The sequence below is a fragment of the Lysinibacillus sp. NPDC095746 genome (assembly GCF_044763535.1).
GTDB lineage: Bacteria > Bacillota > Bacilli > Bacillales_A > Planococcaceae > Lysinibacillus.
The window spans coordinates 94,911-120,592 of sequence record NZ_JBIWGL010000013.1 but is presented as its reverse complement, the minus strand read 5'-3'; the positions used below and the strand labels follow the sequence as shown (position 1 = coordinate 120,592).

24 protein-coding genes are annotated in these 25,682 nt (G+C 33.6%); 2 read left to right on the top strand and 22 right to left on the bottom strand.

The genetic code is table 11. The features are described from left to right. Positions 1–55: 55 nt before the first annotated feature. The 19 genes from ACIQ7N_RS11775 to ACIQ7N_RS11685 form a co-directional block, all read right to left on the bottom strand. On the bottom strand, positions 56–622 hold the full coding sequence (locus ACIQ7N_RS11775) for a hypothetical protein (RefSeq protein ID WP_402932159.1): 567 nt from the start codon (positions 620–622) through the stop codon (positions 56–58). Positions 623–626: 4 nt separating this feature from the next. Continuing rightward, the gene (locus ACIQ7N_RS11770) at positions 627–1,403 is read right to left on the bottom strand and encodes a reverse transcriptase family protein (protein WP_402932157.1); all 777 of its coding nucleotides are present in this window, start codon (positions 1,401–1,403) and stop codon (positions 627–629) included. 206 nt (positions 1,404–1,609) lie between these two features. After that, positions 1,610–2,326: a hypothetical protein gene (locus tag ACIQ7N_RS11765; RefSeq protein ID WP_402932155.1), complete on the bottom strand. Its 717-nt coding sequence runs from the start codon at positions 2,324–2,326 to the stop codon at positions 1,610–1,612. A gap of 227 nt (positions 2,327–2,553) precedes the next feature. Beyond that, positions 2,554–3,534 (bottom strand): retron Eco8 family effector endonuclease, encoded by a 981-nt coding sequence (locus tag ACIQ7N_RS11760; protein ID WP_402932153.1) that lies wholly within the window; start codon positions 3,532–3,534, stop codon positions 2,554–2,556. Between the two features lie 510 nt (positions 3,535–4,044). Next, on the bottom strand, positions 4,045–4,788 hold the full coding sequence (locus tag ACIQ7N_RS11755; protein WP_402932151.1) for a hypothetical protein: 744 nt from the start codon (positions 4,786–4,788) through the stop codon (positions 4,045–4,047). A 14-nt stretch (positions 4,789–4,802) separates the two neighbouring features. Further along, entirely contained in the window at positions 4,803–5,672 is an 870-nt protein-coding gene (locus ACIQ7N_RS11750) for a tyrosine-type recombinase/integrase (RefSeq protein WP_402932149.1), read from the bottom strand. Positions 5,673–6,140: 468 nt separating this feature from the next. Next, positions 6,141–6,614: a hypothetical protein gene (locus ACIQ7N_RS11745; protein ID WP_402932148.1), complete on the bottom strand. Its 474-nt coding sequence runs from the start codon at positions 6,612–6,614 to the stop codon at positions 6,141–6,143. Positions 6,615–7,267: 653 nt separating this feature from the next. Further along, on the bottom strand, positions 7,268–7,483 hold the full coding sequence (locus ACIQ7N_RS11740) for a hypothetical protein (RefSeq protein ID WP_402932146.1): 216 nt from the start codon (positions 7,481–7,483) through the stop codon (positions 7,268–7,270). 18 nt (positions 7,484–7,501) lie between these two features. Then, the gene (locus ACIQ7N_RS11735; RefSeq protein WP_402932179.1) at positions 7,502–7,927 is read right to left on the bottom strand and encodes a Rha family transcriptional regulator; all 426 of its coding nucleotides are present in this window, start codon (positions 7,925–7,927) and stop codon (positions 7,502–7,504) included. Positions 7,928–8,127: 200 nt separating this feature from the next. Further along, on the bottom strand, positions 8,128–9,414 hold the full coding sequence (locus tag ACIQ7N_RS11730) for a primase C-terminal domain-containing protein (protein ID WP_402932144.1): 1,287 nt from the start codon (positions 9,412–9,414) through the stop codon (positions 8,128–8,130). Positions 9,415–10,342: 928 nt separating this feature from the next. Next, positions 10,343–10,537, bottom strand: coding sequence for a hypothetical protein (locus tag ACIQ7N_RS11725; RefSeq protein WP_402932142.1), 195 nt, complete (start codon positions 10,535–10,537; stop codon positions 10,343–10,345). A gap of 17 nt (positions 10,538–10,554) precedes the next feature. Beyond that, the gene (locus ACIQ7N_RS11720; protein ID WP_402932141.1) at positions 10,555–11,466 is read right to left on the bottom strand and encodes a tyrosine-type recombinase/integrase; all 912 of its coding nucleotides are present in this window, start codon (positions 11,464–11,466) and stop codon (positions 10,555–10,557) included. A gap of 111 nt (positions 11,467–11,577) precedes the next feature. After that, the gene (gene hemL, locus ACIQ7N_RS11715; protein ID WP_402932139.1) at positions 11,578–12,870 is read right to left on the bottom strand and encodes a glutamate-1-semialdehyde 2,1-aminomutase; all 1,293 of its coding nucleotides are present in this window, start codon (positions 12,868–12,870) and stop codon (positions 11,578–11,580) included. Continuing rightward, positions 12,871–13,851, bottom strand: coding sequence for a porphobilinogen synthase (gene hemB / locus ACIQ7N_RS11710; protein ID WP_402932137.1), 981 nt, complete (start codon positions 13,849–13,851; stop codon positions 12,871–12,873). Beyond that, the gene (locus ACIQ7N_RS11705; RefSeq protein WP_402932135.1) at positions 13,848–14,609 is read right to left on the bottom strand and encodes a uroporphyrinogen-III synthase; all 762 of its coding nucleotides are present in this window, start codon (positions 14,607–14,609) and stop codon (positions 13,848–13,850) included. Before ACIQ7N_RS11705 ends, hemB begins: the two co-directional genes overlap by 4 nt. Beyond that, entirely contained in the window at positions 14,599–15,531 is a 933-nt protein-coding gene (hemC, locus tag ACIQ7N_RS11700; protein WP_402932133.1) for a hydroxymethylbilane synthase, read from the bottom strand. Before hemC ends, ACIQ7N_RS11705 begins: the two co-directional genes overlap by 11 nt. A gap of 18 nt (positions 15,532–15,549) precedes the next feature. Continuing rightward, the gene (gene ccsA / locus ACIQ7N_RS11695; RefSeq protein WP_132357006.1) at positions 15,550–16,377 is read right to left on the bottom strand and encodes a cytochrome c biogenesis protein CcsA; all 828 of its coding nucleotides are present in this window, start codon (positions 16,375–16,377) and stop codon (positions 15,550–15,552) included. A 193-nt stretch (positions 16,378–16,570) separates the two neighbouring features. Then, on the bottom strand, positions 16,571–17,935 hold the full coding sequence (gene hemA, locus ACIQ7N_RS11690; RefSeq protein WP_132357007.1) for a glutamyl-tRNA reductase: 1,365 nt from the start codon (positions 17,933–17,935) through the stop codon (positions 16,571–16,573). Between the two features lie 543 nt (positions 17,936–18,478). Then, positions 18,479–19,012, bottom strand: coding sequence for a hypothetical protein (locus tag ACIQ7N_RS11685; RefSeq protein ID WP_402932130.1), 534 nt, complete (start codon positions 19,010–19,012; stop codon positions 18,479–18,481). Between the two features lie 187 nt (positions 19,013–19,199). On the opposite strand from ACIQ7N_RS11685, the gene ACIQ7N_RS11680 reads away from it, so the two are divergent. Beyond that, the gene (locus tag ACIQ7N_RS11680) at positions 19,200–19,655 is read left to right on the top strand and encodes a hypothetical protein (protein WP_402932128.1); all 456 of its coding nucleotides are present in this window, start codon (positions 19,200–19,202) and stop codon (positions 19,653–19,655) included. Continuing rightward, positions 19,615–19,917: a GNAT family N-acetyltransferase gene (locus ACIQ7N_RS11675; RefSeq protein WP_402932177.1), complete on the top strand. Its 303-nt coding sequence runs from the start codon at positions 19,615–19,617 to the stop codon at positions 19,915–19,917. Before ACIQ7N_RS11680 ends, ACIQ7N_RS11675 begins: the two co-directional genes overlap by 41 nt. Before the next feature lie 211 nt (positions 19,918–20,128). Here the strand turns inward: ACIQ7N_RS11675 and ACIQ7N_RS11670 are convergent, their stop codons facing one another. The 3 genes from ACIQ7N_RS11670 to ACIQ7N_RS11660 form a co-directional block, all read right to left on the bottom strand. Continuing rightward, entirely contained in the window at positions 20,129–20,911 is a 783-nt protein-coding gene (locus tag ACIQ7N_RS11670; protein ID WP_402932126.1) for an MBL fold metallo-hydrolase, read from the bottom strand. A 316-nt stretch (positions 20,912–21,227) separates the two neighbouring features. Continuing rightward, a complete protein-coding gene (locus ACIQ7N_RS11665) occupies positions 21,228–24,131 on the bottom strand; it encodes a vWA domain-containing protein (RefSeq protein WP_402932124.1) in 2,904 nt (967 codons plus the stop codon). A gap of 19 nt (positions 24,132–24,150) precedes the next feature. After that, entirely contained in the window at positions 24,151–25,605 is a 1,455-nt protein-coding gene (locus tag ACIQ7N_RS11660) for an S-layer homology domain-containing protein (protein ID WP_402932122.1), read from the bottom strand. Positions 25,606–25,682 lie beyond the last annotated feature (77 nt).

Here is a 25,682-nt window from a genome sequence, read left to right as displayed (position 1 = left end):
CCATTAGGGAGTATTACATATTTACGAACTTGGTTCAAAGACCTACTAACCTAAATTATACCTTAAAAATCCCTTTACGCTCATTAATATTTAAAGCATAATTAATTTCTTTTATATTTTCCATTAGCGCCCAATTTTTAGAAGACTTTTTCTCAATATCACTTATTACTTGCACAATACTAAGAGGATGTGGATAGAATTTTACAAATAAAGTCATATCATTAGAATCCATTTTTAATGATTCATATACTATTTTATCCTTATTGCTAACTTTATCTGTTCTTCTAACTTCAATATTGAAACCATTAACTTTTCCAAATTTTACATATTTTATAATTATCGCAACATCATATCTCCTACTATTATAAGAAAGTTTTTCTTGCGTTAATTTCTTAAGTATAGCTTCAATTTCTTTTATTTTATCCGAATAATCAATACAATAGTCTTCTATATTAGGTTTAGAAAAAGTCATTAAAAATGACCTATAACCCGCTAGGAAATTAATAATATGCATTTTATTTATATGTAGTTTATCAGATAAATAAAATTCTAGATTTTTCACCCCAGCTAATCTGTATGTGTATTCTTCTGTACTTGCAGATTTTTTTTTCTTCCCATCCAACTTATTAAATGAATGAATAAATAAAAGTATTTATCTTTTTCATTTTATTTCTTGATAAGGAAATTTTATCCGAAATTACATATCCATTTAGGATAATCTTATTTTTTGATTTTATAACTTTCTTTTTATTTATATTCAAATTAATATCTTTTACTATTTTGGATATCTTATTAACAAAAAAATCTTGATGCAAGCTTTCTTCCATTGATGAAAATAACATATCATCAGCATATCTAGTATATTCTACTTTAAATTTTCTACAATAATTTCTAATCCTTATATCTAGTCTTCTAAAAAAAATATTAGATAATTGAGGTGAAGTTACAGCACCTTGAGGTAAACTATCATTCAAAGTAACTATTTTACAAATATCTTTTATTACTTGTTGTTTCTGCTCTTGATTTTCTAATTGAATATACTCATCTAAAACTTTTGCAATATTTATAGACTTTATAGAATTAAAGAAATTTTTAATATCTAATCTGATATAATATTTTTTTCCGCAATGTGGCTTTAAAAAATCTAAGTAGCTTTTTCCCTCTACAAAACCACAAACACAATTCGGAAGAGGTATATTGTTTAAAAAATTTTTCAACAATTTCCTTTGAAGATGGTAAAGTTTTGTATTAGAATTTATAGCACTAATATCTCTATTTTTACCATTTACTTTAATTGTAAAGTTTTGATATACATTGGCTGTTACTACAATATCCTCAATAACTTCTCTTGAATTAAAACCTAATAGATTTTTATAAAAAAAGTCTTCACTATATATCTTCAAAACATAATCCTCCTTAGAAATAACAAAGAAGTAAGCACTCATCTGAAAGCATTGTCTTATGCGCATAAATAGGCGTAAATTTGCCGACGGACACAAATAGTAACATTACTACCTTGGAATCTGTTTTTGATAAAGGTTTGTCAGACCTAAACCAAACTTACAACAAGGTGTCCAGAGTAATTACTTACTCAAAAGACCTTTGCTACTTACTTCAATTTTATTTCTAATACTCTAATTATATCATCTAATTCTGGAAATGCTTGTTTGAATTTCATTTTATTTTTGTCATTTTTTTGAAAGTAGTATTCCAAAAATTCAGATACCCAACCAGATGATTTACCTAACTTCGGAAGTTTTAATGCCATTTTATAACACTCTCGAACTTCACTATTATAAATATAACTATTTATTTTATCTTCATCTAAATTCGTTAAAAATTGAGTCCTACCATCAACTATATGTTTAAGTATCTCTAATCTATAAAAATCATTTTCATTTTTTTCATATACCTCTTTTAGTTTTTCTTTTTTAGGATAACTCGACGACTCACTTAATATCCACTCATAGAAAATATAATAATTATTTGTAGTTATAATAGCACCTTCAATTGTAGTTTCGACGGGATATACGTTGTAGAATCTACAATAAATTTTTAAATGCCAAATTAATTTCTCATACATAGCATCATTTATATAAAAGTTAACGTAATTAGGAATAAATTCCGTTTTTCTAGTTATTCCTTTAATCATATTTCTAAATTTTAATAAAACCCTATAAATTCCATAATAATACCCTTCTTTTTCCTCTATTAATTTATTATTTAAAGGATTATATTCGTCACCTTTTACATGGAATTTTTTATTATCCGAATTATAAGTAAGGATTTTATCCATATCCAGTAATAAAAGATAAGGGATATTCATTTTTCTTTGTCTAGGATGAGATACATCTAGAGTAATATTATTAGAATCATATGCGAATATTTCTATTTCTTCTAATTCAGGATATAATTCTTTTAAGTATTTGTTTGTAAAAAGTTCAAACTCAGTTATTCCTTCAACAAATAAAATACCTTTTGAAAAATAATAACTTGCTTCTCTATCTGTAATTATCCTTTTTTCCTTAACATCTTCAAAAGATTTTACTTTCTTTACAATCGTGTAGTTTTTTTGTTTGATATTTGAAATACATTAACATTATCTTGAACAATAGTAGCCTTCAATATTCTAGATGAGTGTGTAGAAAGGATTGTTTGAATCTTTCCTTCACAAGTAGTTATATATTTTATTAATTGGTCTATGTATGTAGGATGCAGCCCTATTTCTGGTTCATCTAAAATCACTAAAGGTTCTTTAAATTTTTCTTTATGTAATTTACTTAAAACTAAATAAAATATTCTTAAATAGTTAAATGAATTTGAACCAGTGGAATAAAAATCTAAGTTACGATTATTATAATTAAAGCTTTCACCATTAAATATAATTTTATTTAATTGCTTAAATTTCTCATTATTTTTATAAACCTCCATTCCATATCCTAATTTCTCTAGCTCTGTTTTCAATCCAAAGATATTTTGAGTAAACTTATCACCATATATCTTTTTTAACAAACTATCTAATTCTAGAAGAAAATTATTTTCTTCAATACTTCTTTTTTGACCTAAATCACCAATAAGATTCCATATATTTTCCCAATCAAATAATTTAATATTTCTTACATCAATCAAATAGAATGGAAATAAATATTTAATTACTTTTCTCTGTTCATATGTACAATTCCATTCAATTGTATTATTTTTATATTGAATCATTGTAACCTTCACTTCATCTAAATCATCAAGCAAGTCCAAAATATTATTGAAGATATTATCATTATGTTGTGATATTTTCAAAAAATTCGATAGATTATACTTAATTGATATTTTCATATAATCATTGTAAGGATTTTCTTTATCGAAAACATCTGATTCAATATTTTTATCTATCAAATTATCATAGAAATACTTTATGAATTTTTGAATATGACTTTTTCCCGTTCCGTTTACTCCTACTAATACATTTAAATCTTCTAAACTAAGATATATATTACTTAAACTTTTAATATTTTCAAATTCAACTTTTACTATACCCAATCTCATTCTCCTCCCCTTGTTAAATAAACAACTCCACATATTGCATTCTAAACAATCATATTTATCAAGTAACTATTATACTACACAAACAGTAACATTTACTAAATTTTGTTAAATAGCAAAACTCAAAGTTTTAAAGCAAGTACCGCTAATACTCTCTACTCATATGTCACAAAATACATTATGACAACTTCTGACCTTACTGAGAAGAATGAATTAACCTCACTTCACAAGATTACTCTCGTGTCGCTTCATTTTCCTTTTGGTGTGCGTGTAACAGCTAGCTTGGTTTCTCCATTCAACAACATAAAAATATCGGAAAACACCCCCTACCTAAGCCTTGCTATGTAGCGCTCCAACCGTCCGACACATTTCTGACCTTCACTGACCAATGTATCAATTCGACTTCTTTGGGAAAAATATAAAGTCTCTATGTCCCCTAACAAGCCATCTCACGCTCTCATGACTGCTAACTGAACTACAATACCAACTCTAAGTAAAATGTGAATTTTATTTAACAGTACCTTTTAAATCACCTTTAATTAAATCTTGTAAATACCCTACTATTAAAGCAATTAATACGATATCTAAAATCTTTTTAAAATAGATTTGTACCATTTGATATGTATATAGAACAAACTCTTTATTAATTAAATCAATGTGTGATAATAATTTTTCATTTGCTACGGGAAGTGTATAGGTAACAACGAAACTTAAATACAAACTCTCTAAAAAATTTTGAAATTCGATATTATACAATATCGAGAAAAAGAATTGATATCCATAACCAAAAGTTACATCTGGTGCTATAAATACAAGAATTATCATTGCTAAACAATAATAAATAGACTTTTTAGATTTTTCTTTTGTTCTAATCATCCTTTGTAATTGCTTAGTTAGTATTATTAAATTTTCAATCAACCATACTAATAGTATCCCGAACATCAACCAACAAAATATAATTACAATCCACGGATTATTAGGATTAAAATACCTCTCAATAAATTGTGCCATTAGAAGTACACCAAATAAATAAAACATCATTTTTATATTAGATACATATATTTTCACTTCGAATTTCTCTCTGTAAATTCTACTTAATAATTTACTCATAAAAAATGGACTAACTAAAAACAACCACATTAAAATAAAAGCGAAAAGAACCTTATTTAGCATTAGTAATGGATATGAAAGAGATACAACAGCAATTAATAGATACCATACTTTATTATTTTTAAATATTCTGGGATTCAACATGTATTCTCCCATCATAAATATTTGTCAACCGTTCTATCATTGACTGATAAATAGTGCTTATTGATTGTTTCAAGATTTTTGTGACCACTTTGCTTTGCGATTGTTGCTAGGTCTGCTCCTGCTTCGTGCATGGCTGAAATTTGTGTCTTGCGTAGTGTGTACGGTGCAAACCCTAGCCACTTGTGAATTGACTTTCTGTATGCTGTATCACTAATTTTTGTGTTGTGATATTTATTGTATCTATCAACTTTACCTACTAGGTAACTTTCTTTAGATAGACCATATTCTTTTATGTAGGCACGAATAGTGTTCACACATTCAAGCGTCAAGCGCTTAGATTTCCACTCGCTCTGTTTCTGCATGTAAACATTCACTGAACAATTATCTAAATTAATATCTTCAATTTTGATATTTATCATTTCAGATGGGCGACATGCTGTAATCAGATTGAACAAGGAAATGGCTTTGGCTCTTGTATCTAATTTTTCAATCAGTGCCATGACTTCACTTTTCGATTGTGCCGATTGACCTTTCATCAGCTTCTGCTTTGCATAGGCAGTATGATTGTATTTTTGTCTTAGTAGGGCAATGCGCTTGTTTTGGTCTTCTGTTTCAATCAATCCATATATATTGACTAAGAAGTGTTTAATCCCTGCTGAACGCTTGTTGAATGTACTTAGTTTAAGACCTGTTTCAATCGTATGTAGCAAATATTTTTCTAGTGTTTCAAATGATATTGGTTGTTTCATCTGCTCTGCATAATGCATGAAGCGATTGAAGTCTCCTTCATACATTTTTGACTTCTTATCTATCTCCTGTTGGATAGCATCATTTACTTTCTTATCTTCTATGATTGATTGAACTTGAATTAATTCTCCCATGACCGCACTTCCTTTTTTTCTTATCTTTGTAAATTTATAGTACCATTCTCAAGTTGCGATAAGCAACCTTTTCGTAATTTGATAACCATTCTCATAGATGTATTTCTTGAACGAGAATCAACCCACTCTCGTCAGAAACGTATGTTCTTAATGTGAATCTTAAATGGAATCAGTCACAATTTAATCAATGAAACATTTTTATTTATGTATTGCTGCTCTTTCAACTATTTATCCATTGGAGCAATAATTGGGGTTTATGCTGTGTTTTATCATGGATAAGCCAATGGTTAGATTATTGGAGGTTTAGTCCTTATCGTATCGTGAAAGGTAACAAGGTTGTGATTCAATTAGACATACGCATAAAAAGTAGAATGAAATATTATCATGTTCAATTTGTACAAATAAAAGACACACTACAATTAAGTAATGTGCCTACTCTACATTATATCTACTTCACTATAATTCTAGTTATTTCTTCGGTTGCTTTGTACTATCAACATATTCCCATTCCTCAGTAACTTCCATACTACCTCCAAGCGAATTAATGAAATCTCGTGCTAATTCGAATGCTTCTTTTTGTGCATCATTAGTTGACTTAATAGTATTAATATTTACTAAAGATTCAATTTTAGTTCTTTCTTTATTCAAAAATGTAAAAGAATAATTACTTCCACTACCTTCAGCATTTTCAGTAGTTATAGAGAATTCATCAGTTTCTTCATTTTCAGAAACAACTTTATAGTCATAAACCATCTTAGTTCCATTAATAACCGTAGTAAAATTCTGCTTGTCAATATAATAATGTGTTTCCTTTCCATCTTCATCTATACTTTTCCAATGACCAAGCAGGGAACCCTGTAAAGTTTCAATATTTCTACCGCTACATCCTGTTATTATCAATAGTATAGAAATTAATAAAAATAAAAGATACGCTTTTCTCACAAATCATTACACTCCTTAATTATCCAAGTTATATAAATATATCATTAATAATAGTATTTTGGAATCAAGTTTTGATTTTTTCTATGATTCTTTATCTTCAATTTAAAATAAAATACTAATAATATAAGAAGAAGCACAACAATTAATGCTGTGCTGAAAGAAAATCATATATGAAATCCTTTGAATCAAGGTAAGCCTGCTCAATATCATCCCTGCAAGCCTTGAAATGCTTCCTGTGAGTGTTCCATTTGCTTTGATTGTTTAGCATCATACGGACATAGTTTTCATTTTCTACGGCTTTGGCTTGCTTGATTAAGTCATTATGTGACTGTGTGCCTGCTGTTGTTGCTACTGTACGCTCGTGAAAATATGAGTAAGTTAAGCAGGGAATGAACATTTCCTTTTGCAAACGTTGAAAGATTGTGATTCAAGTTACATAGTCCTTTTGTTAATGCCTTCACTTACTCATAGTATCGCTCCTAGACCAATAGAAAAGCGATAGAGTGTGTTTCCCCCTACCGCATGATTTTAATTCGATTCTCTTAGCAAAAATCGCCTTCGGTAAACCCTCTGTGAATCAACCTGATAGCAATACATGCAACCAAGTATGCACTAGCTAATACTCGAGTCATCTGAGCGCTGATTCAATCTCGTTAGAAGCAAGCCATTCTACAAGCTTCCTCGGGAATATGCTTATACAAACAATTGTCTTCAGCTACGAAAATATCATACGAATGGAAATCGTGTTCAAACGAACCGCCAAAGTCTGCTATTTCAACTATTCCAACTAGTTCATTGCCATTGAATGTGAATATGACTTTTTCGCCCAAATTAAATTTCATCGGGGGTAAATTCCAGTTTCTTGACATATAAATCACTCCTTCTTATTAAATTTTGTGAGTAATAACCACTGTTTGCTCTTGAACCTTTTCCTCAAGTAATGCTTTTTCTTTTTGTTCAGCAATCCATTGCTCAGCACGTTTAATAGAGTCTTCAATCATGTATGAAGCTATTGTAACCTGTGATTTCAATTGTTGTTCCATAAGATTGAATTGCTCAATATACTTAATCTTGAATTGCATTGCTTTCTTCCCTGTGAATCCCATTGCTAATAATGTGAACCCATCACGATTCATATAGAACATTGGATACTCTCTACCTCTGTCATTTTGATATGTGTCTTCATGGAAGAAGTTTTTCACTCCCAAATTTTCGGTAGCGAGATTTTTAATAGCTTCAATCAAATGGTCATGACGCTTACCAAACGTTTCAGCAACCTGCAATGAAGTTGTCACAGCTTGATTATTTTGGATAGTTACGATTTCATTTATCGTTGGTTGTTCTGCTTTAGTTTCTACAACAACAGGAGCAATATCATCACCTGTATTAGCTATTACTAAGGTTCACACATATACTATTACTACCATACCATTACTACTCTATACATACTATCCCACTCCCTCGCTGTACTGCTGTTAAGGGCTAGAAGTAATAATACATATAAGTGGAATCATCATGTCTCATTCTTAAGTTGAGATTTCATTCTACTAATTGTTCGTGGATGCACACTTAGCAGTTCTGCAAGCTCATTGTTCTTCAAATGTGGCTGTTCCAACATTAACCTAGACAGAACATAAAGGCGTTCTTTAGCATTTTGTTTTCTATCAGCTTGATACTCCTCTTTAGGACGCACACCCTCCTGACGCCTTTTAGCTTCCTTTCGCTTTTTCTCTCGTTCTTTTTTGACTTGCTTACTAATAATCGTTGTAAGCTGTCTTTGCTCTTCTAACGTGATATTCAACTCAACTATCAGCGTATCATTAGTCTTCTTATATGCTACTTTTCCTACAGAATTAATAGCTCCCCTAACACGTGATTCAGGCAACGGCTTGTAGAAGTTGGAATTAATTCTTTGAAGGTTACGCTCAATTAACTTATCTTCCATACCTAATGCTTTGGCACATATCGCATAATTGAACAGTAGCGTCTTTCGATTAACAACAGGTTGAATTTCTATTAGCTTTTCAAAGTCTGCTAAGCGTGCTTGGTTTAAGCTCTTCTCAGTTAGTACATGGTTGACACCCTTCTTCTTTAGCTTCTTGTCATCCTCTGCTGACGGTAACACCACTACCTTTTCATTCTTCCTCACAGAAGGAAGCACTGGCAATAGGAACTCCTTCATTTCTCCAATTGAGTAACGAGCATCTCTTAAATACTCTGCTCGTATAATTCCACCTGTTCTTGAAGAAATGCTTCCTGCTAAACGAAACACCTGTGTTACAGATTTAGCTTGTCTATCAGCATTAAGGTGACTAAAGCGATTAAAGATTTCATCTTGCATACGAATCCATAATTTTAAATATGTTTTATATACCATGAACTCCATTAACCAGATTAGCTGTATGCCTCGCCCACTATAAATGATGATATTTGGTGTAAGTATTTCTTCATTAGCTATCATTTCATCAATTTGGTAGCGTGCCTCATTTACATCAATTCCGAGCTTATAGCAATCCAAATCTGTATATAGTGCATTAAGCCGAACACAGTCTTCTGAGCGTCTATGGTAACTTTTAAACGTGTTCAGAGAAAAATATACATCTTCTCCTAACCATTCTCCTTTTGGAATTAGCATATAAAGTTTATTACCAATCTCACTCTTATTGCTGATAACATCTCCATCCTTTAGTTGCATGAGCTGAACAAATCGTTTGTTCTCTCCATGAACTTTACGCAATAAGGTCATTGCTGAAACCACACTTGGTCGTTTGTCAAAAAAATTGTAAGCAAAGTGATACATTTTAAATCTTCCTTTTCCTAAATTATCATTTAGGTACTCGGAGCCAACAAAAAAGGTAGACAACACCAATCAGACCTTCTCATCTCTAAGAAAAGTCCAATTTAGTATTGTCTACCACTGCATGTTAGTAGACTGTTATAGGTTTCAAATAATATAGCCTTTAAGGCTCAGTTAATATTTAGGTTTCATTGTAAATGTAAAGTTTCATATAATGGCTTCAAGTGCCTAGAATTAATATTATACTAGACTAATAAACTCTTGACAACTATTTCTAATCCCTTTTAACATGAAGCCAGAGTTGAGGACAACGGCTTGGTGCAAAAATGACTGCCTATGTCTCAGAGACAATTAATCTTGAATCTATGACATAGACAGCCATCGCAACATGAATCCGTCATTTGAGGAATCCGTTTATGTATGCCCTTGTTAAATGCGCTCTCTCGAACAATACATCTACTAATCTACTTCTGCCCCCGATAGTTCTTGTAATCCTTATATTCACCTTCTGCAAATATCGTAAATGCCTATTCTACTGTTGTGAGAAACTCGGCAACAATTACAATGTGTGATGTATCCTGCGTAGCCGTAGCCACTCAGACCTTCCACTCCTAGCCGTTATTGGTCGCTAACACCATTCACACCCAAAGCGAAACAAGGAACTCTTATAGAGGGTGCTAGACGTTTGTGTGCGATGGGAAGGTAATAACCTGACCATATTTTATTTTGATTGGTGTTAATGGGCAACCACCAAAGAGCCAACATGACCTCATGCTACCTAAAAAAGACAATAGGAAACTAGACCTTTGCATTTCCACTTTTTTTGAAGTAAAATGAAGGCATGTAAAACGCTCATATTTAGTTGTATTTGTCGTATGGCTAAAAGCGTTGGAGGGTAGCATTGCGAGTGCTAACCCTCTTTTTTTGTTGCTTACTTCTCTAAAGCCTTAAAATATTGAAGCATGGCTTGTACATCATCTTTTTTCAATGTCATTCGGCTTACATTAAATTGCCTACCATCGTAAAGCACCGTATCTTCCTCAAAGGATACTGATTTAAATTCAGGATTGTATTGTGCTGTAATTTGACGCATACCATTTAAAGTTTCATGGATAATTGTTTTCATATGTTTCTCCCCCATCCCTATACGTCTAAATCGTTTAATGGATTATGTTTATCATTTTCTTTTTTTAACTCGTTACCCCACATAGCAACATACCTCATACTTGTTGAGATGTCGGAATGGCGCATTAACTTTTGGATAGCAAATACTGACATACCACTCATTGCAAGTCTGTGACAAAACGTATGTCTAAACGTATGAGGGCTTACTCTTACATCTTTAAAGTTCATCTTTTCTTTTAAATTCCTAAATACTAGAGTCATAGAGTTTGATGTCATCGGTGTGTTATCTCTATTTAAAAATACATACTCATTGTCATTACCAAAATGTTGGATACAAAATGAGCGATAAATACTTAATTCTCTTACTAATTTCTCAGTCAAGAAGACCGTTTCATATCTACGGTTCTTACCATATACATTCATGGTCAAATTTTTCACATCAATATCAGACCATTTCAACATGATAACCTCTTTTTTACGTATTCCTGTACCGAGCAGTAAAAGTATAAGCATATACCCACGATAACTTGAGTAGGATAAGTCTCTCCTCCGCAAACTGCGATAATAAGCGAGCATTTGATAAATCTGTTCATCCGTAAAAACTTCAATTTTAACGTCTGTTTTTTGCAATTTAACTTTTTTAGTGATACTTTCTTTTACTATTTTTTCATCAACTAAATAGTTGTAAAAGGCTCTTATACGCAAAATGATTGAGTTGATTGTATTAGGTTTATTACCTCTCTCTTGGCATTGCATAAGATAATCACGCAAATGTACATGAGTTACGTCCTCAACATTAATTACACCCTTTTCAAGGCAATATTCAATAAATGGATAGAGTAAATATCTATAATTCTGCACATTTGCCTTAGTTGTGTTATTGAATCGTCTATCTGCAATAAAGTCCTCATATGCAAATTTTAAAAGCATACAAAAAACCACCTCCTATCAAATGTTAGAATTGATAAGAAGTGGTTACTAATTTGTTAATTGATTGAGAATTACACTACTTCATAAAAGGAACGTATTTTCGCTCTCCTATTATCTTGCTAATTGTGCAAATACTTTATGGAAAGCATCAACTGTTTTTGAGATATGCTCCTCCGTATGTGCAGTAGAAATAAATAAACCTTCAAATTGAGATGGTGGTAAGAAAACACCTTCTTCTGCCATTAAACGGAAGTATTCAGCAAACAATTGCAAATCTGACGTTTTTGCTGAATCAAAATCAATAACATCTTCATTCGTAAAGAAGAAACCTATCATTGAACCAGCTCGATTTACAGTATGCGGAATATTGTATTTCGTTGCTGCTTCACGGAAACCAGACTCTAATTGATCTCCTAGCTTTTTGAAGTATTCATAAGAGCTATTATCAAGGCGAGATAATGTTTCATAGCCTGCCGTCATTGCTAATGGATTCCCTGACAATGTTCCAGCTTGATAAATTGGACCAGCTGGTGCTACCTGCTCCATAATTTCCTTTTTCCCTGCAAATGCACCGACAGGAAGTCCACCGCCAATTACTTTTCCTAATGTTGTCATATCTGGTGTTACATCAAAATAACCTTGTGCACAGCCATAGTCAACACGGAAGCCTGTCATAACCTCATCAAAAATCAACAATGATCCATGTTCCTTTGTTAATTCACGTAAGCCTGGTAGGAAGCCTGGTAGTGGAGGTACAACACCCATATTTCCTGCCACTGGCTCAACAATTACTGCCGCAAGCTCTGAACCAAACTTTTCGAAAACTAGTTTTGCTCCTTCTAAATCATTGTACGCTACTGTTAACGTATTACGTGCAATATCCGCTGGGACACCTGGGCTATCAGGTAGGCCCAATGTAGCTACCCCTGAGCCTGCCTTAATTAGTAAGGAATCTCCGTGACCATGATAAGAACCCTCAAATTTCAAAATTTTATCGCGTCCTGTAACACCACGAGCCACACGTAAAGCAGACATCGTAGCCTCTGTACCAGAAGACACGAAGCGTATCATTTCCATACCAGGAAGTCGGTCTAACACTAATTTAGCTAATCGATTTTCTGTATAGCTAGGTGCTCCAAACGAAGAGCCTTTCGCTGCTGTTTCTGCAATTGCTTGTACAACTTCAGGATGTGAATGACCTAAAATAAGAGGTCCCCATGATAATACATAATCAATATATTCATTGCCATCAATGTCTTTAATAATAGCACCGTGACCTGATTCCATGAAGATTGGATCCATATTTACGGATTTGAATGCACGTACTGGGCTACTAACACCACCTGGCATTAAGTTAATTGCTTCAGCATAAGCCTGTTTTGATTTTTCGTAAGAACGCGTCATTTATTTCTCCTCCAACCAACGTGCAACATCTTTAGCATGATACGTAATGATTAAATCTGAGCCTGCGCGTTTCATGCTAAGTAACGTTTCAAGCACTACTTTTTTCTCTTCAATCCAGCCATTAATAGCCGCTGCTTTGATCATTGCATATTCACCAGAAACGTTATACGCAACAATCGGTAATGTATAGTTATTTTTCACATCACGAATAATATCTAAATAACTTAGAGCTGGCTTAACAATTAAGAAATCTGCACCTTCTGCAATATCCGACTCTGCTTCACGGAATGCCTCCATCCGATTCGATGGATCCATTTGGTATGATTTACGATCACCAAATTGAGGCGCACCATCAGCAGCTTCTCGGAATGGACCATAGTAGCTAGATGCATATTTTACGGCATACGACATAATCGGAACATTTTCAAAGCCTGCTTCATCTAGACCTGCACGAATGGCAGCCACAAATCCATCCATCATATTGGAAGGAGCGATGATATCCGCACCGGCTTTTGCTTGTGATACTGCAGTACGTGCTAAAATATCTAATGAAGGATCATTTAAAATTTGATCGCCTTCAATTACGCCACAATGTCCGTGATCTGTAAATTCACATAAGCATGTATCTGCAATGATTAAAAGCTCTGGGTAGCGAGCTTTAATAAGTCGTGTTGCTTCTTGCACAATACCATGATCATGGAATGCACCAGTTCCGACTGCATCTTTTTCTGCAGGTAAGCCAAATAAAATAACCGCAGGAATACCTAAAGCAACAACTTCATCAATCTCAGCTTCAAGTTTATCTAAAGAAAATTGAAAAACTCCCGGCATAGAAGATACTTCATTTTTAATATTTTCGCCTTCAATAACGAAGATTGGATAAATTAAATCTTCTTTGTGTAAGTATGTTTCTTTTACCATTGATCGTATGGCAGCATTTGCACGCAAACGACGATGTCTTTGAAATTGTAATTTTGTCATTTTCTTTCTCCTACTTTCGTTATTTCCTCGATGACTGCTTGCATTGTATATACGCTCGGCATAACATCCACAATAGCACCGTGATTCAAAATAGCTGCTTCTGTAATATGACCGATTACAGCTACACGTACTGCTTCCCAACCAATTACCGAAGCTACATCCTTGGCGTAGACGTCAACAGCGGAAGGACTAGCAAAAATCACTGTGACATCGCTATTCGCGCGGATACATTCAATCAATAATTGCTTTTGGTCGTGTCGCTCAATCGTTTGATATACTGTCCATTCCTTCAATTTAAAGGGCAACCCTTCCTTCAATGTCTTTTTCGCTTTTTCTCCACGAATAAATAGACATGTAGGATTGTTACCTGCTACACTAGGAAATTCTTGAACAAATACATCTGCACTAAATATAGAAGGCATAAAACTCACATGGAATCCTAGCTGTTCTAGGGCTGTAGTAGTTTTAGTACCAATAGAAGCAATTTTCCCTGGAAAATGCGCTGCATTTACGCTAAATCGGCGCATCTTACTAGCAAAAGCTTCTACAGCATTTTGACTCGTAAAAATGAGCCATTCAAATTGACGCGCTAACTCTAGTTGCATATCATCATTTCTATTGATTAGCTCGCAAGTTTCTATCAATGGGGCAATTACTGCTTGGCCACCTAAAGCTGTAATATCATCTATTATTGTTGTTGTTTTAGATGTACCTGTCAAAATAATAGTTTTACCTTCTAAAGGTAAATTATTTTGCATCTTGCTCTGCCTTTACTCGTTGAATTAAATCAAAAGCACCTTGCTTCGTTAAAATTTCAGCAAGTTCTTTTCCAACTGCTTCCGCATCAGTGCCCACAACCGTTTCCTTATAAACAACTGAAGCATCTGGGGCAGCAACAAGTCCAGTTAATGTAATTTCTTCCCCATTAGACTTTGCGTATCCTGCGATAGGTACTTGACAGCCTCCATCCATAGCAGCTAGGAAAGCACGTTCTGCATGCGCTTCTTGCCATGTAATGCTATCTGTTAACTTACCTAATTCTGTTAATAGCTCTGTATCGTCTCCACGACATTCAATACCTAGAGAGCCCTGTGCTACTGCTGGTAGACAATCTTCAACAGGTAAAAACTCAGTAACTACATCATCGCTCCAGCCAAGGCGTTTTAGTCCCGCTGCTGCTAAAATAATAGCATCGTATTCATCCGTTTCAAGTTTAGCTAAACGTGTATCCACATTTCCACGAATCCATTTAATTTCTATATCCGGACGGACTGTTAAAAGTTGAGCACTACGACGAAGAGAACTTGTCCCAACAACAGCTCCTGCTGGAAGATTGGCAAATTTCACATGTCCTTTTGAAATAAATGCATCACGCGCATCTTCACGTGGTGGAATGCAGCCAATTACTAATCCTTCAGGCAGTACTGCAGGCATATCCTTCATAGAATGAACAGCAAAGTCTATTTCTTTGTCGTAAAGTGCTTGTTCAATTTCTTTTACAAAAAGCCCTTTACCACCTACTTTAGATAGCTGCACATCTAAAATTTGATCACCTTTCGTCACAATTTCTTTCACTTCAAATTCAAATGGTACACCAGCAGCTTTTAACTCATTGATAAACCAATTTGTTTGAGTTAAAGCTAGCTTACTTCTCCTAGAACCTACAATAATTTTTCTCAACAGTCTCCAACCTCTCTTCTAATACCATAAATGGAATCGTGATAAACTACTTCCTAAAAAGAAGTTAACAACAACTAATAGGTAAGCGTATATATGTACCCACGCATAAGTTGTCCCTGTCAGCTTACTTTTACGATTCGCATACAATATAAAGCAATACAAAATTAAAATAATAAAGGACCCAATAATCTTCGCATCAAAAATTGAAAAACTTTCTAGCGTTAGTAGTGCCCATTCAAACCCTAAAACTAAACTTACAAATAGCACTGGAATAGCAATGAAAAATGATACATTCATCCAGTTACTCGTCTGCTGTAGTGATGGTAACCTTGTCCATAAATGTGACCATTTTTTCTTTTTTAGTAAACGATATAATACTAAATACAATATCGCAAAAACAAATGTTAACGAAAACATTGCATACGATAATATTGCAAATGATATATGAATAAAAAGCAATTCCGAAATTAAAGTATCGCTAACTACTCCTGTTGACCGTTTCGGCATAAAAGTAAAGATACTAGCGAATAAAAATCCTAGTATATTAATAATAAACACCGGTAGATCAACCCGTGCAATACAGTGCAAAATAATTGATAATGTCACGAGCAACCAGGAATAAAAGAGAATCCCTTCTGACAACGATAAAATCGGAAAACGCTTCGATTCCACAAAAGTTAATAATATAATGGCACTTTGAATTACCCATACGAATGAAACAAGCCAAAAAGCAATTCGCCTTGCTTTTATTTGCTTATAAAAGTAATCAGTAAAGTAACATACTAGACTGATCCCATACAAGACGATCATTACTTCATAGAGCCTTGTCATTGTCAAATCAGCCAATAGACATCCCTTCTTTATGTTGAGAGTGCTAAAGTAATGTACTTCAGCCTAGAAAAAAACGTTTTCGTATCCTTAGTTTACCATACAGATACGAAAACGCCTCATTTAATATCAGTAGAAAATCTCGTTCGCGAGAAAAACTCGAAGGAACAACTAATAATTCTAAAGTTACACCCCGAACACATAGTTATCTTTAGAAAGAATACTTTGGTTCAGTGGAAGTTTGTGACGACTGTACGCGTTTTTTGCGTTCAAGCTCTTGTTCTGTCATCACAGTAACTTCAGCTTCCACAGCATCCTCAATACCGAAAATTTGTTGGAATAAACGTAACTGTTCATTTGCTTTTGGTGAATTTGCCATTTCCTTAGCTTGTAGAATTGGTTCTTTTAACAATTGATTAATAATAGATTTTGTATGCTTACTTAAAATTTTACGTTCTCGATCCGTTAAATCCGGCATTTTATTTTCGATACTAATCATTGTCTCTTCTTGAATATGATTCGCTTTTTTACGTAAAGCCGAGATGACAGGGACAACGCCAAGAGTCGCAACCCAATCTTTAAATTGTACAACCTCTTTGCCAATCATTACAGAAATATCAGCCGCAGCGCGTTCACGTTCAGCTAAGTTTGCTTCGACGATGCCTTGCAAATCATCTATATCATATAAGAAAACATTTGGTAAATCGCCAACACGTGGATCAATATCACGTGGAACTGCAATATCTACCATAAATAATGGTTTACCTTTACGCAAACGTTCAACAAATTGCATCAATTCATAGTCAATAACATAATCTGTTGCACCTGTAGACGTAATTAAAATATCCGCTTCTAATAACGAACATTGTAATTCCTTCATAGATTTTGCTTCACCGTCAAATTTAGCTGCAAGGCTTTCTGCTTTTTCGAACGTACGGTTAATGACGGTTACTTTTCCTACACCGCTACCATAAAGGTTCTCAATAGCAAGTTCCCCCATTTTCCCTGCACCTAAAATTGCTACATGTTTCCGTTGTAAAGATCCGAATATTTTTTTCGCTAATTCCACTGCTGCATAAGAGACAGATACCGCGTTTTCACCGATAGCCGTTTCATTATGTGCACGCTTCGCAAATGTCACCGCTTGTTTAAATAGCTGATTGTATACCGTACCTGTTGTTCCAATCTCTTGTCCATTTAAGAAGCTTTTTCGTACTTGTCCTAAAATTTGAGTTTCGCCAAGTACCATCGAATCAATTCCAGCAGTCACTTTAAATAAATGTTCGATTGCCTCATCTTCTTCACGAATTGTTAAATACGAAGAAAATGTCTCCACAGGTATGTCGAACCAATTTGCTAAAAATTGTTTCACATAATGACGTCCGGTATGCAATTGATCTACTACTGCATATATTTCAGTGCGGTTACATGTCGAAACAATAACATTTTCTAATATACTTTTTTGCTTCTGCAGCGCTTCCATTGCCTGTGGTAGTTCACTCTCTATGAATGATAACTTTTCACGAATTTCAACTGGCGCCGTTTTATAATTCAAGCCTACTACGATGGTATGCATGAATAACACCTCTCACGTTCTAATTAACAAATCTCATTATAGCACAGTTCGACAAGAGTTCATCAATAATTTGTGAACATGTCATGAAGAACTGAAATTCGTTATCTACATTAGAATTATTATAAACTAAGTGTAACAAATTATACTTCCTGTTTCAAATTTAATGTTTTCCAGATCATTTTCTTTAATAGTGTTGCTGTCGCTTCGCTTCGCACAGAGCAAAGCTTCCTGGGGGCGTCCGATGAGCCGCTTCGCTTCGCTGCAGGGTCTCGGGCCAACACGCGGTTGGTCACGAAGGCGTTATCACAGGATGTGATGGTTTTAGCCTTCGTTCCTCTATCGCTGATCCCGAAGGAGTCGTCAAGCCTCCACTCAATCAATCCACATGACATACGTTTTAAAAAAATCATCCTAATGGAGTATTTGGACAGTTTAAATAAAATTTATTAAGATATAAAAAATAACCTTGTTTAATTATCTTTAACAAGGCTATTTTTACTTTTCTAAACTATTGTTCTAGTCACATTAAAATTTTTGATCCATTTAATAATCAATAGAATTGGCTATGTCTACTAAAGTCTCAGGAGTTACTTTATTTGAAACTCGCTTATCTATACTTAGCATATACTGCAAATTGTCTCTCTCAAAAACGAGGACATTAAAACCTGAAATAGTCATATACGTGGCTACATTCCCATTTTTTAATTTAAAAGTATTCACTACATATTTCTCTCTTAGAGGCAATTTATACTTAAGTGGACGAATATCGATTTTAAAGTGATTTTCGGATAATTGGTCATTAATAAATTTTACTTCAAATGCGTCATTACCTTCATACTTTAAATCGGAGAATCGTCCAAAATGATGTGTAAAGCTTATAGGAGGTACTCTAAGTGGTAGCTTTAATTTTTTGTTAAAGTGTTGTTCAAAATCATCCACTGCTTTTTCCACCGACTTATATCCTATTTCGGGATATATTTCTTCATAAGGACTCAGTTTATCATTGGCAGATACATGTAATGTTATTAAAAAAAATGTACAAAACGAAACTAAGAAAAAAGAAAAAGTTCTATTCATTTGTCTCCACCTTAAAATATCTTTAGGTGTAACATTCCCAAATTCATTAAATTTAACACAATACATATGTTTTAAAGGCTTTTGATCAATTATGAGTGAAAACTATGTTTATTATTTCATAAGAATTATAGTGAAAAATTTCCATTTATTATATTATTAAGAAAAAGAGGAGTTAGGAGAGTGGACAATGTTTATTGAGTTAGCAAAGGTTAGTGATATTGAAGATATCGGGGGTTTCATTTCAAAGTTAAATAAAGAAAGAACTTCTCATAGTGGCTATGTTGGTTTAAACGTTAATGAAATTATTAATGATATAAATGAAAACTTTATTATAGCGGATGATCATCTGTCATTTGTGATTATGCGTAACGAGCAAAATGAAATGATTGCAGCTATTGGTTTAGATATGGATGAACATTCAGCAGAAGTCTGGGGGCCATATTCGGCAACAATTAATGTAACTGAATTAAAAAAATTATGGGATGTTCTCGTTCAAACATTTTTTAATATAAATACATTTTACTTTTTCATAAATAAATTAAATTTGATTCAACAAAAGTTTTTAAGAAAGCTCAGGTGCAAAAAATACGGGCGAACACCTAATTTTAAAAATTTCAAAAAGCGATTTACCAATTTTACATGATAAGTTTTTAGTAACTTTTACATTAAATGATAGAGAACAATTTGAACAATTACATAATGAGGCTTTTCCAAATACATATTATGACGCACAAACCATTGTTTCTCGTAGAAGTAAGCATAACCAATTGTTAGTTTTAAAAAATGAAAATTCGGAGATACAAGGTTATGCTTATTTTGAAATAGATACGGTTTTTAAAGAAGCTAGTCTAGAATATATTGCGATTTCTCCAAAATTTCAAAATCAAGGTCTAGGGACAAATTAAAAGAGGTTCTTCAAGAAATTTTTAACTATGAGAATATAAATGAGATCAGATTGTGTGTAATCAATAACAACTACAGAGCGAATCATTTATACTGGCTTTGTTAAGTGTAATTTTTTATAACAAGGCTTTTTTTACTTTCTTTATACTATTGTTCTCTTAAAACGAATATCGTTATAGGTAGCTATAATCCCATTTTTCGTTGAAGATAAAATTAAAACTGTACACTAAACCCTTTAAATTTATGAATCCCTGTTCCAAACTTTACTAGATCCTTTTCTTTAAGTTCCTTAACTGCGTTTATGAGTTCTTGTAGGATACTTGGTTCAAGACCTAATGTATTATGTGAACCATAAATTTTTGTGACATATGGGATCTTTGATATCTTTTCCCAGGAATCAATTAAATCAAGAGGGTTAGTAGAAGGATAATAAGCATAAATAGGTGTTTCATCATATAGTAAATCACCAGTAAACAAATATCCGTGTGTTTTGTCAAAAACACATATATGACCTGGAGAATGCCCAGGGGTATGATGAATAATTAATTGTCTATTTCCTATCTCAATCACATCACCATCCTGTAATAAGCCAGTTGGTGTTCCTTGATATGGTTTATAAGTTTCTGGATTAAAGGTTTTTGGAGTTGGAATGGTTATATCTCTACTAATATCTCTTCTTATTTGTTCTATGGTCAATCCTGTAATACCATTCGTTAACCAATCTGAGTCAGCTTCATGAACATAAACATTTTCGAATTCTCCATGGCTTCCAATATGATCGACATGCACATGAGTTGTTAAAACATCAATCGGCAAATCAGTCAATTGATCCGTTATACGTTTAATATTATCAATTCCAAGACCAGTATCAATAAGAACTGCTTTTTCATTGCCGACTAATAGAAATGAATGCACCTTTTCCCAATGTCCATATTCACTAATTGCGAATGTTTTATTATCGATTTCCTGAATCGTAAACCACGAGTCCTTAACCACAATAATCCCCCAAAAATACGAGTATGAATTTCAATATTAGAAGTGATCACCTTATTTTACTTATTCAATATAGTGTTCTCATATTCCTTGCTAAGTAACGAGACCAATCTAAATAATTCTGTAAATATTTGTGACAGCTTTAAAGTGATCCATCCATTTCTTCAAGCAGACTATAGCGGCAGCAACAATTGTTTTTTCTGTGCGAAAGCAAAGCGGCAGCTACAAAGCGCCCAGTCGGAATGGAAATCACCCACACGAAGATGTCATAAAAAAACTGAACTAATTGTTAAAATTAGTTCAGCTTAACTTTTAGCTATTAATTTGTGATTGTCACAGTTTTAGTAACTATAATTTTACCGTCTTTATCATATGCTACGAATTCAATCTCATTATTAACTTTGAAGTCCTGCATTGTTTGCACTGTTTTTGTTAGCATGTAGACATTATCACTACGCTTTGTCAATTCAAATTGCACATCTCCACTTAAAGAAGGGAATCGTACATTTACCTTTGCAACATTTGAACAATTACCATCAATTTTTGCATTCATCGTAATATTGCCTTTGCGTAGAGTGACTGTCGCTTCTTCAAATAAATCTTCAGGATTCACGCAACTTGAAGGCGAAGTTTTACATAAAATTGCATCAATAATTTTTTGGAAAACTTGATGTAATTGTAAGTTATCATTAGCGTGGTAATAAGTACCACCAGTTTCAGTAGCCAGTTGCATTAAAATGGCATCATTAATTTGTGTTTTTTTACCAATACTTACAGTGTAAACCTTAACCCCTTTATTTTTCGCATCGTTCAGCACTTTTGTCATTTTAGATTTACTTGTTTTACCGTCTGAAACAACAATTATAGCTTTTGAAGTTTTCGAGTCATTTGAGAATTTAGACAGAGCGAGATCTATACCTGCAAAAATATCTGTAGCACCCTTCTCTTTTGATGCTTTATATAGATCTTTTTTCAAGACATTGTCTGTTGTACCCTCTCCAAGAACAGTAGCTTTTGTATTTGTTTCAATAACAATATTATTTTTAGCCTTAATTTGATTGATTACTTCCATCATCTTCTTACCACGATAATTTGTTTGGTCAGAAGCTTTCATGGAAGCAGAGTAATCGACTACGTAAGCAACTTCTGTTGCTAAAGAACAAGAATTTTTACTAAAGTAAGGATTTGTGAAAATTTCCTTTACTATTGTTTTATCTTTAAAATCCTTCAATATTGTTGCATAACGAGGATCTATTTTATTAACTAATGTTGCTTCAGCTTTTGATTTTCCATAAATAACCGAATCAAAGTACGCTACAGCTGTCCCTGGGCTTCCTGTGTGATTTAAATAATCCGAAGTATTTGTCACAAATGAAGCTGTCTTCTCAACACCATCAAATTTAATTTTCACTGTTCCTTGATAGTCAGTAATAATTTCTCCACCCGGTCTTACTAATGTAACCATAACCTTAGTATAACGATCTTTACCCGATGGTCTTGATGCCGCATCTGCACTTTCCTTTAATGCTTCCACTCGTTTTTTATAGGCTTCTACTTGACCGAGTAATTTACCACCTTGGTATTTTAATAATACTGTTCGATCATAGTTACTCAAGTTTGTAAGAATTGCGTAAATTTTCATAACACTATCATAATGCTCGAGCGTCAGCTGTTTTTCGTCTGGCATATAGCCCATAAGTTGAATAATAGAACCGACTGGATTAATATTCTCAACCTGTGAGGCAATTGCATCATCGATTCCTTGAATACGGTAAATAGGACGTCCATCATCTGAAATCATATACATGATTTCAACTTTATCACTAATGGAATCCTTTAAGCGTTTTTGAATAATTGTTTCGAATAGCCAAACTGAAATATTATAATTCTCAAACTGTAAGATGGCATTTTCATAGCCTAATGCAGGGTAATTTTTATCACTGCCACCATATTGTAAATATTTATTTTCCACATTTCCTAAACTATTCGTTACATTCGTTTGCTGTCCAATACTAAATAGCTTTTCTTCTGGATTAATCCAATGAACGTTAATAATGTTTTCAGTAAAGAACGTTGGTAATTTTTCATACGGTACATATGGAGGTGTGACATTCCCATTATTATCATCCGTATTTGCTGGATCATACACTTGGTAATCAATGCGCATTTCTGGCTGAGGTGAGTAGCGTACATGTGCATTCAATTTCTCACCTACAAGACATTTCATACCAGGATCTGTGTTGTTAATAAGCTCAAATGTAATTGTATCACGTACAGATTTTGTTAGTTTTGGTGCTATAACAATTGCAGAGACAGTAGAGCCATCTGATTGTACATTTCGAACAGCCTCACCAGATGTGTCAACGATCTTTGCTCCATATGACGAAGTTACACGGAATGTATAAGATTTATCATCAGGTATTGGATCACCATTACAAGCTTTTAAAGATACAGTAATGAGCGTTGAATCTTGATCATTTGCAATTAAATCTGGTTTTTCTACATCAATACTTTGAAGAGCATTATTCACATACTCTGGTCCAGTAAAATCATTAGAATTATCTTTTGGCTCTTCAAATTCTGCGTTGTTTGAGCCCATGAAGCCTGGCGGTAATGTGATTTTATCATTATCACGACCTGCTGCTGCACGTTTTAATCCTAGTACAGCAAAGTTGCCGTTTTGTACACTGCGATATAAAAATTCAGCAATATCTCCACGAGTTAGCTTTGTAGAAGGATCGAAATCGGCAAATGTCTTTTTACCAGTGCTTCCTGTTGAAATATCATTTGTGTATAAATATTGAACCGCCTGAGGCTCATCTAAATCTAAACCTTTAAAGGCGGCATATATACGCGCAAATTGTCCACGTGTAACAGCTTTCGAACGATTTGCTGTTGTGTAAGTACCATTGAACGGTAAGTAAAACTCACTGTAAAAGTTATATGCGACACTTTCGTTATATGTTAATGCATAGTTCTTATCGAGCTTCGCAAACATTACAACAAGCTCTCGATCAGTTATTTGCTCATTAGGTAAAAAGTTATTAGCGCTATTTAATGAGAGTAGATCATTATCGACTGCCCACGAAATAGCTTTGTATTTACCGTTATTTGTTGGGACATCATTAATTGTCGTAGCTGCTTGGGTCACAGCTGGAGCTGCTGTCACCAAAATTAGTACGAAACAAAGCAGGGATAGAAATGCTTTTTTAGCATAGGTCATTTATTTTTCAGCCCTTTCGTTAATTAAAGAACAATATGTCATCTCGATAGTTTTGTTTTAAATCGCTTTCCAAATAATTCAAGAAACGTTCTAATACTACGGATGCTTGTGCTCGTGTTAATGGTTGATCTGGATTAAATCGACCTGTTATAGGGTCACCAGTCATTAATCCTAACTCATTCGCAATGTATATACCGTCTTTTGAATAGTTCGGAATTTGCGCATCATCTTTAAATTTCGTCATATAGCCTGGATCTGGCGCCTTATTTTCTAGCCCTAATGCACGTACAAAAATCGTAGCGGCTTGAGCTCGAGTAATTTGATTATCAGGTTTGAAGTACTCTGGCGTTACACCCTTAATAATTCCTTTTTTATACGCAGACTCAATATAGGCATAATCTTTCACCGTACGTTTAACATCTTTAAAAATACTAGTAGCTGATGTCGATTTTTTCGTTTTCGGTTCTTCCATAACACGTAAGTCAACTGCCTTACCAATCGCCGTTGTAAAGTCAATACGCTTCATAGGGGTATTTGGTGAGAAGAAGTTACTTGCATCAGAGTAAATACCTAAAGAGTATAATTTTTCAATAGCTCCTTTTGCATAATGCTTTGATAAATCACGGAACTTAGGAATGATTAAACGCTCTATTGTCGGCATATATTCTTTATCTAAATCAAGAGTTCCTTTTTGCCCAGAGTATAAATCAAACGTATATTCAGAAATAACATCTTTTTCACTTACTACCGCATATCCACCATCAAAGCTACCTAAACTTCCTAGGTTTTCTTCATAGTTTAGTACACGGGATTTGCTTGTCGATAAACGGTTTTTCACATGGCTAGTCTTACCGTCGCTATATTTATAAACAGCTTCTGTAATTTGTGTTTCTGTCGCTCCCCAGAAGTTTTCATAGCCAGCATGACGACTATCAGTATCAATTGTTACTGTATTTTGAACTGCATTTTTTCCAGTTCCAGTTTGAAAGGCATATGTTTTTCTTGAAATCACATTACCTGAGTAATAATCAGAGGCTGCACGATTGTCCGCTACAGTCCCTTGTGAAAATTGGTAATCTACCAATGTATATGTTATTTTCCCAACAACAATTTTCTCAGTATACTTTTTCACTACACCATTCGATGTTTTTTGACCAATCGTAGCATAATCTACGACATCAGATTCATAAGTGATATTTCGTGTCAATGTAGCACCATTACTTGCTGTTAGCTTTAAACTGTGTGTTTCGTTTAACTTTCCTTTAGATTCTTTTTGTGTAATTTTAATGTCTTTACTAGTACCTTTAAATATAATGGGCGTTCCTGTAATGAAAACAGCTTCCTCATATGTATATTCATTTTTTACAGCACCTGTTGTTTCTAATGAAACAGCTGATGCATTTTCTGGGATAGTAATTCCAATAATAAATACAGCAAGAACCACTAACATTATTTTAGATAAATGTTTTCGCATTCTTTTTTTGTCCCTCACTTTCATTCCATACATATCCGCATCTGGAGCTGTCAATAAATTTCTTCTACTTTACAAAA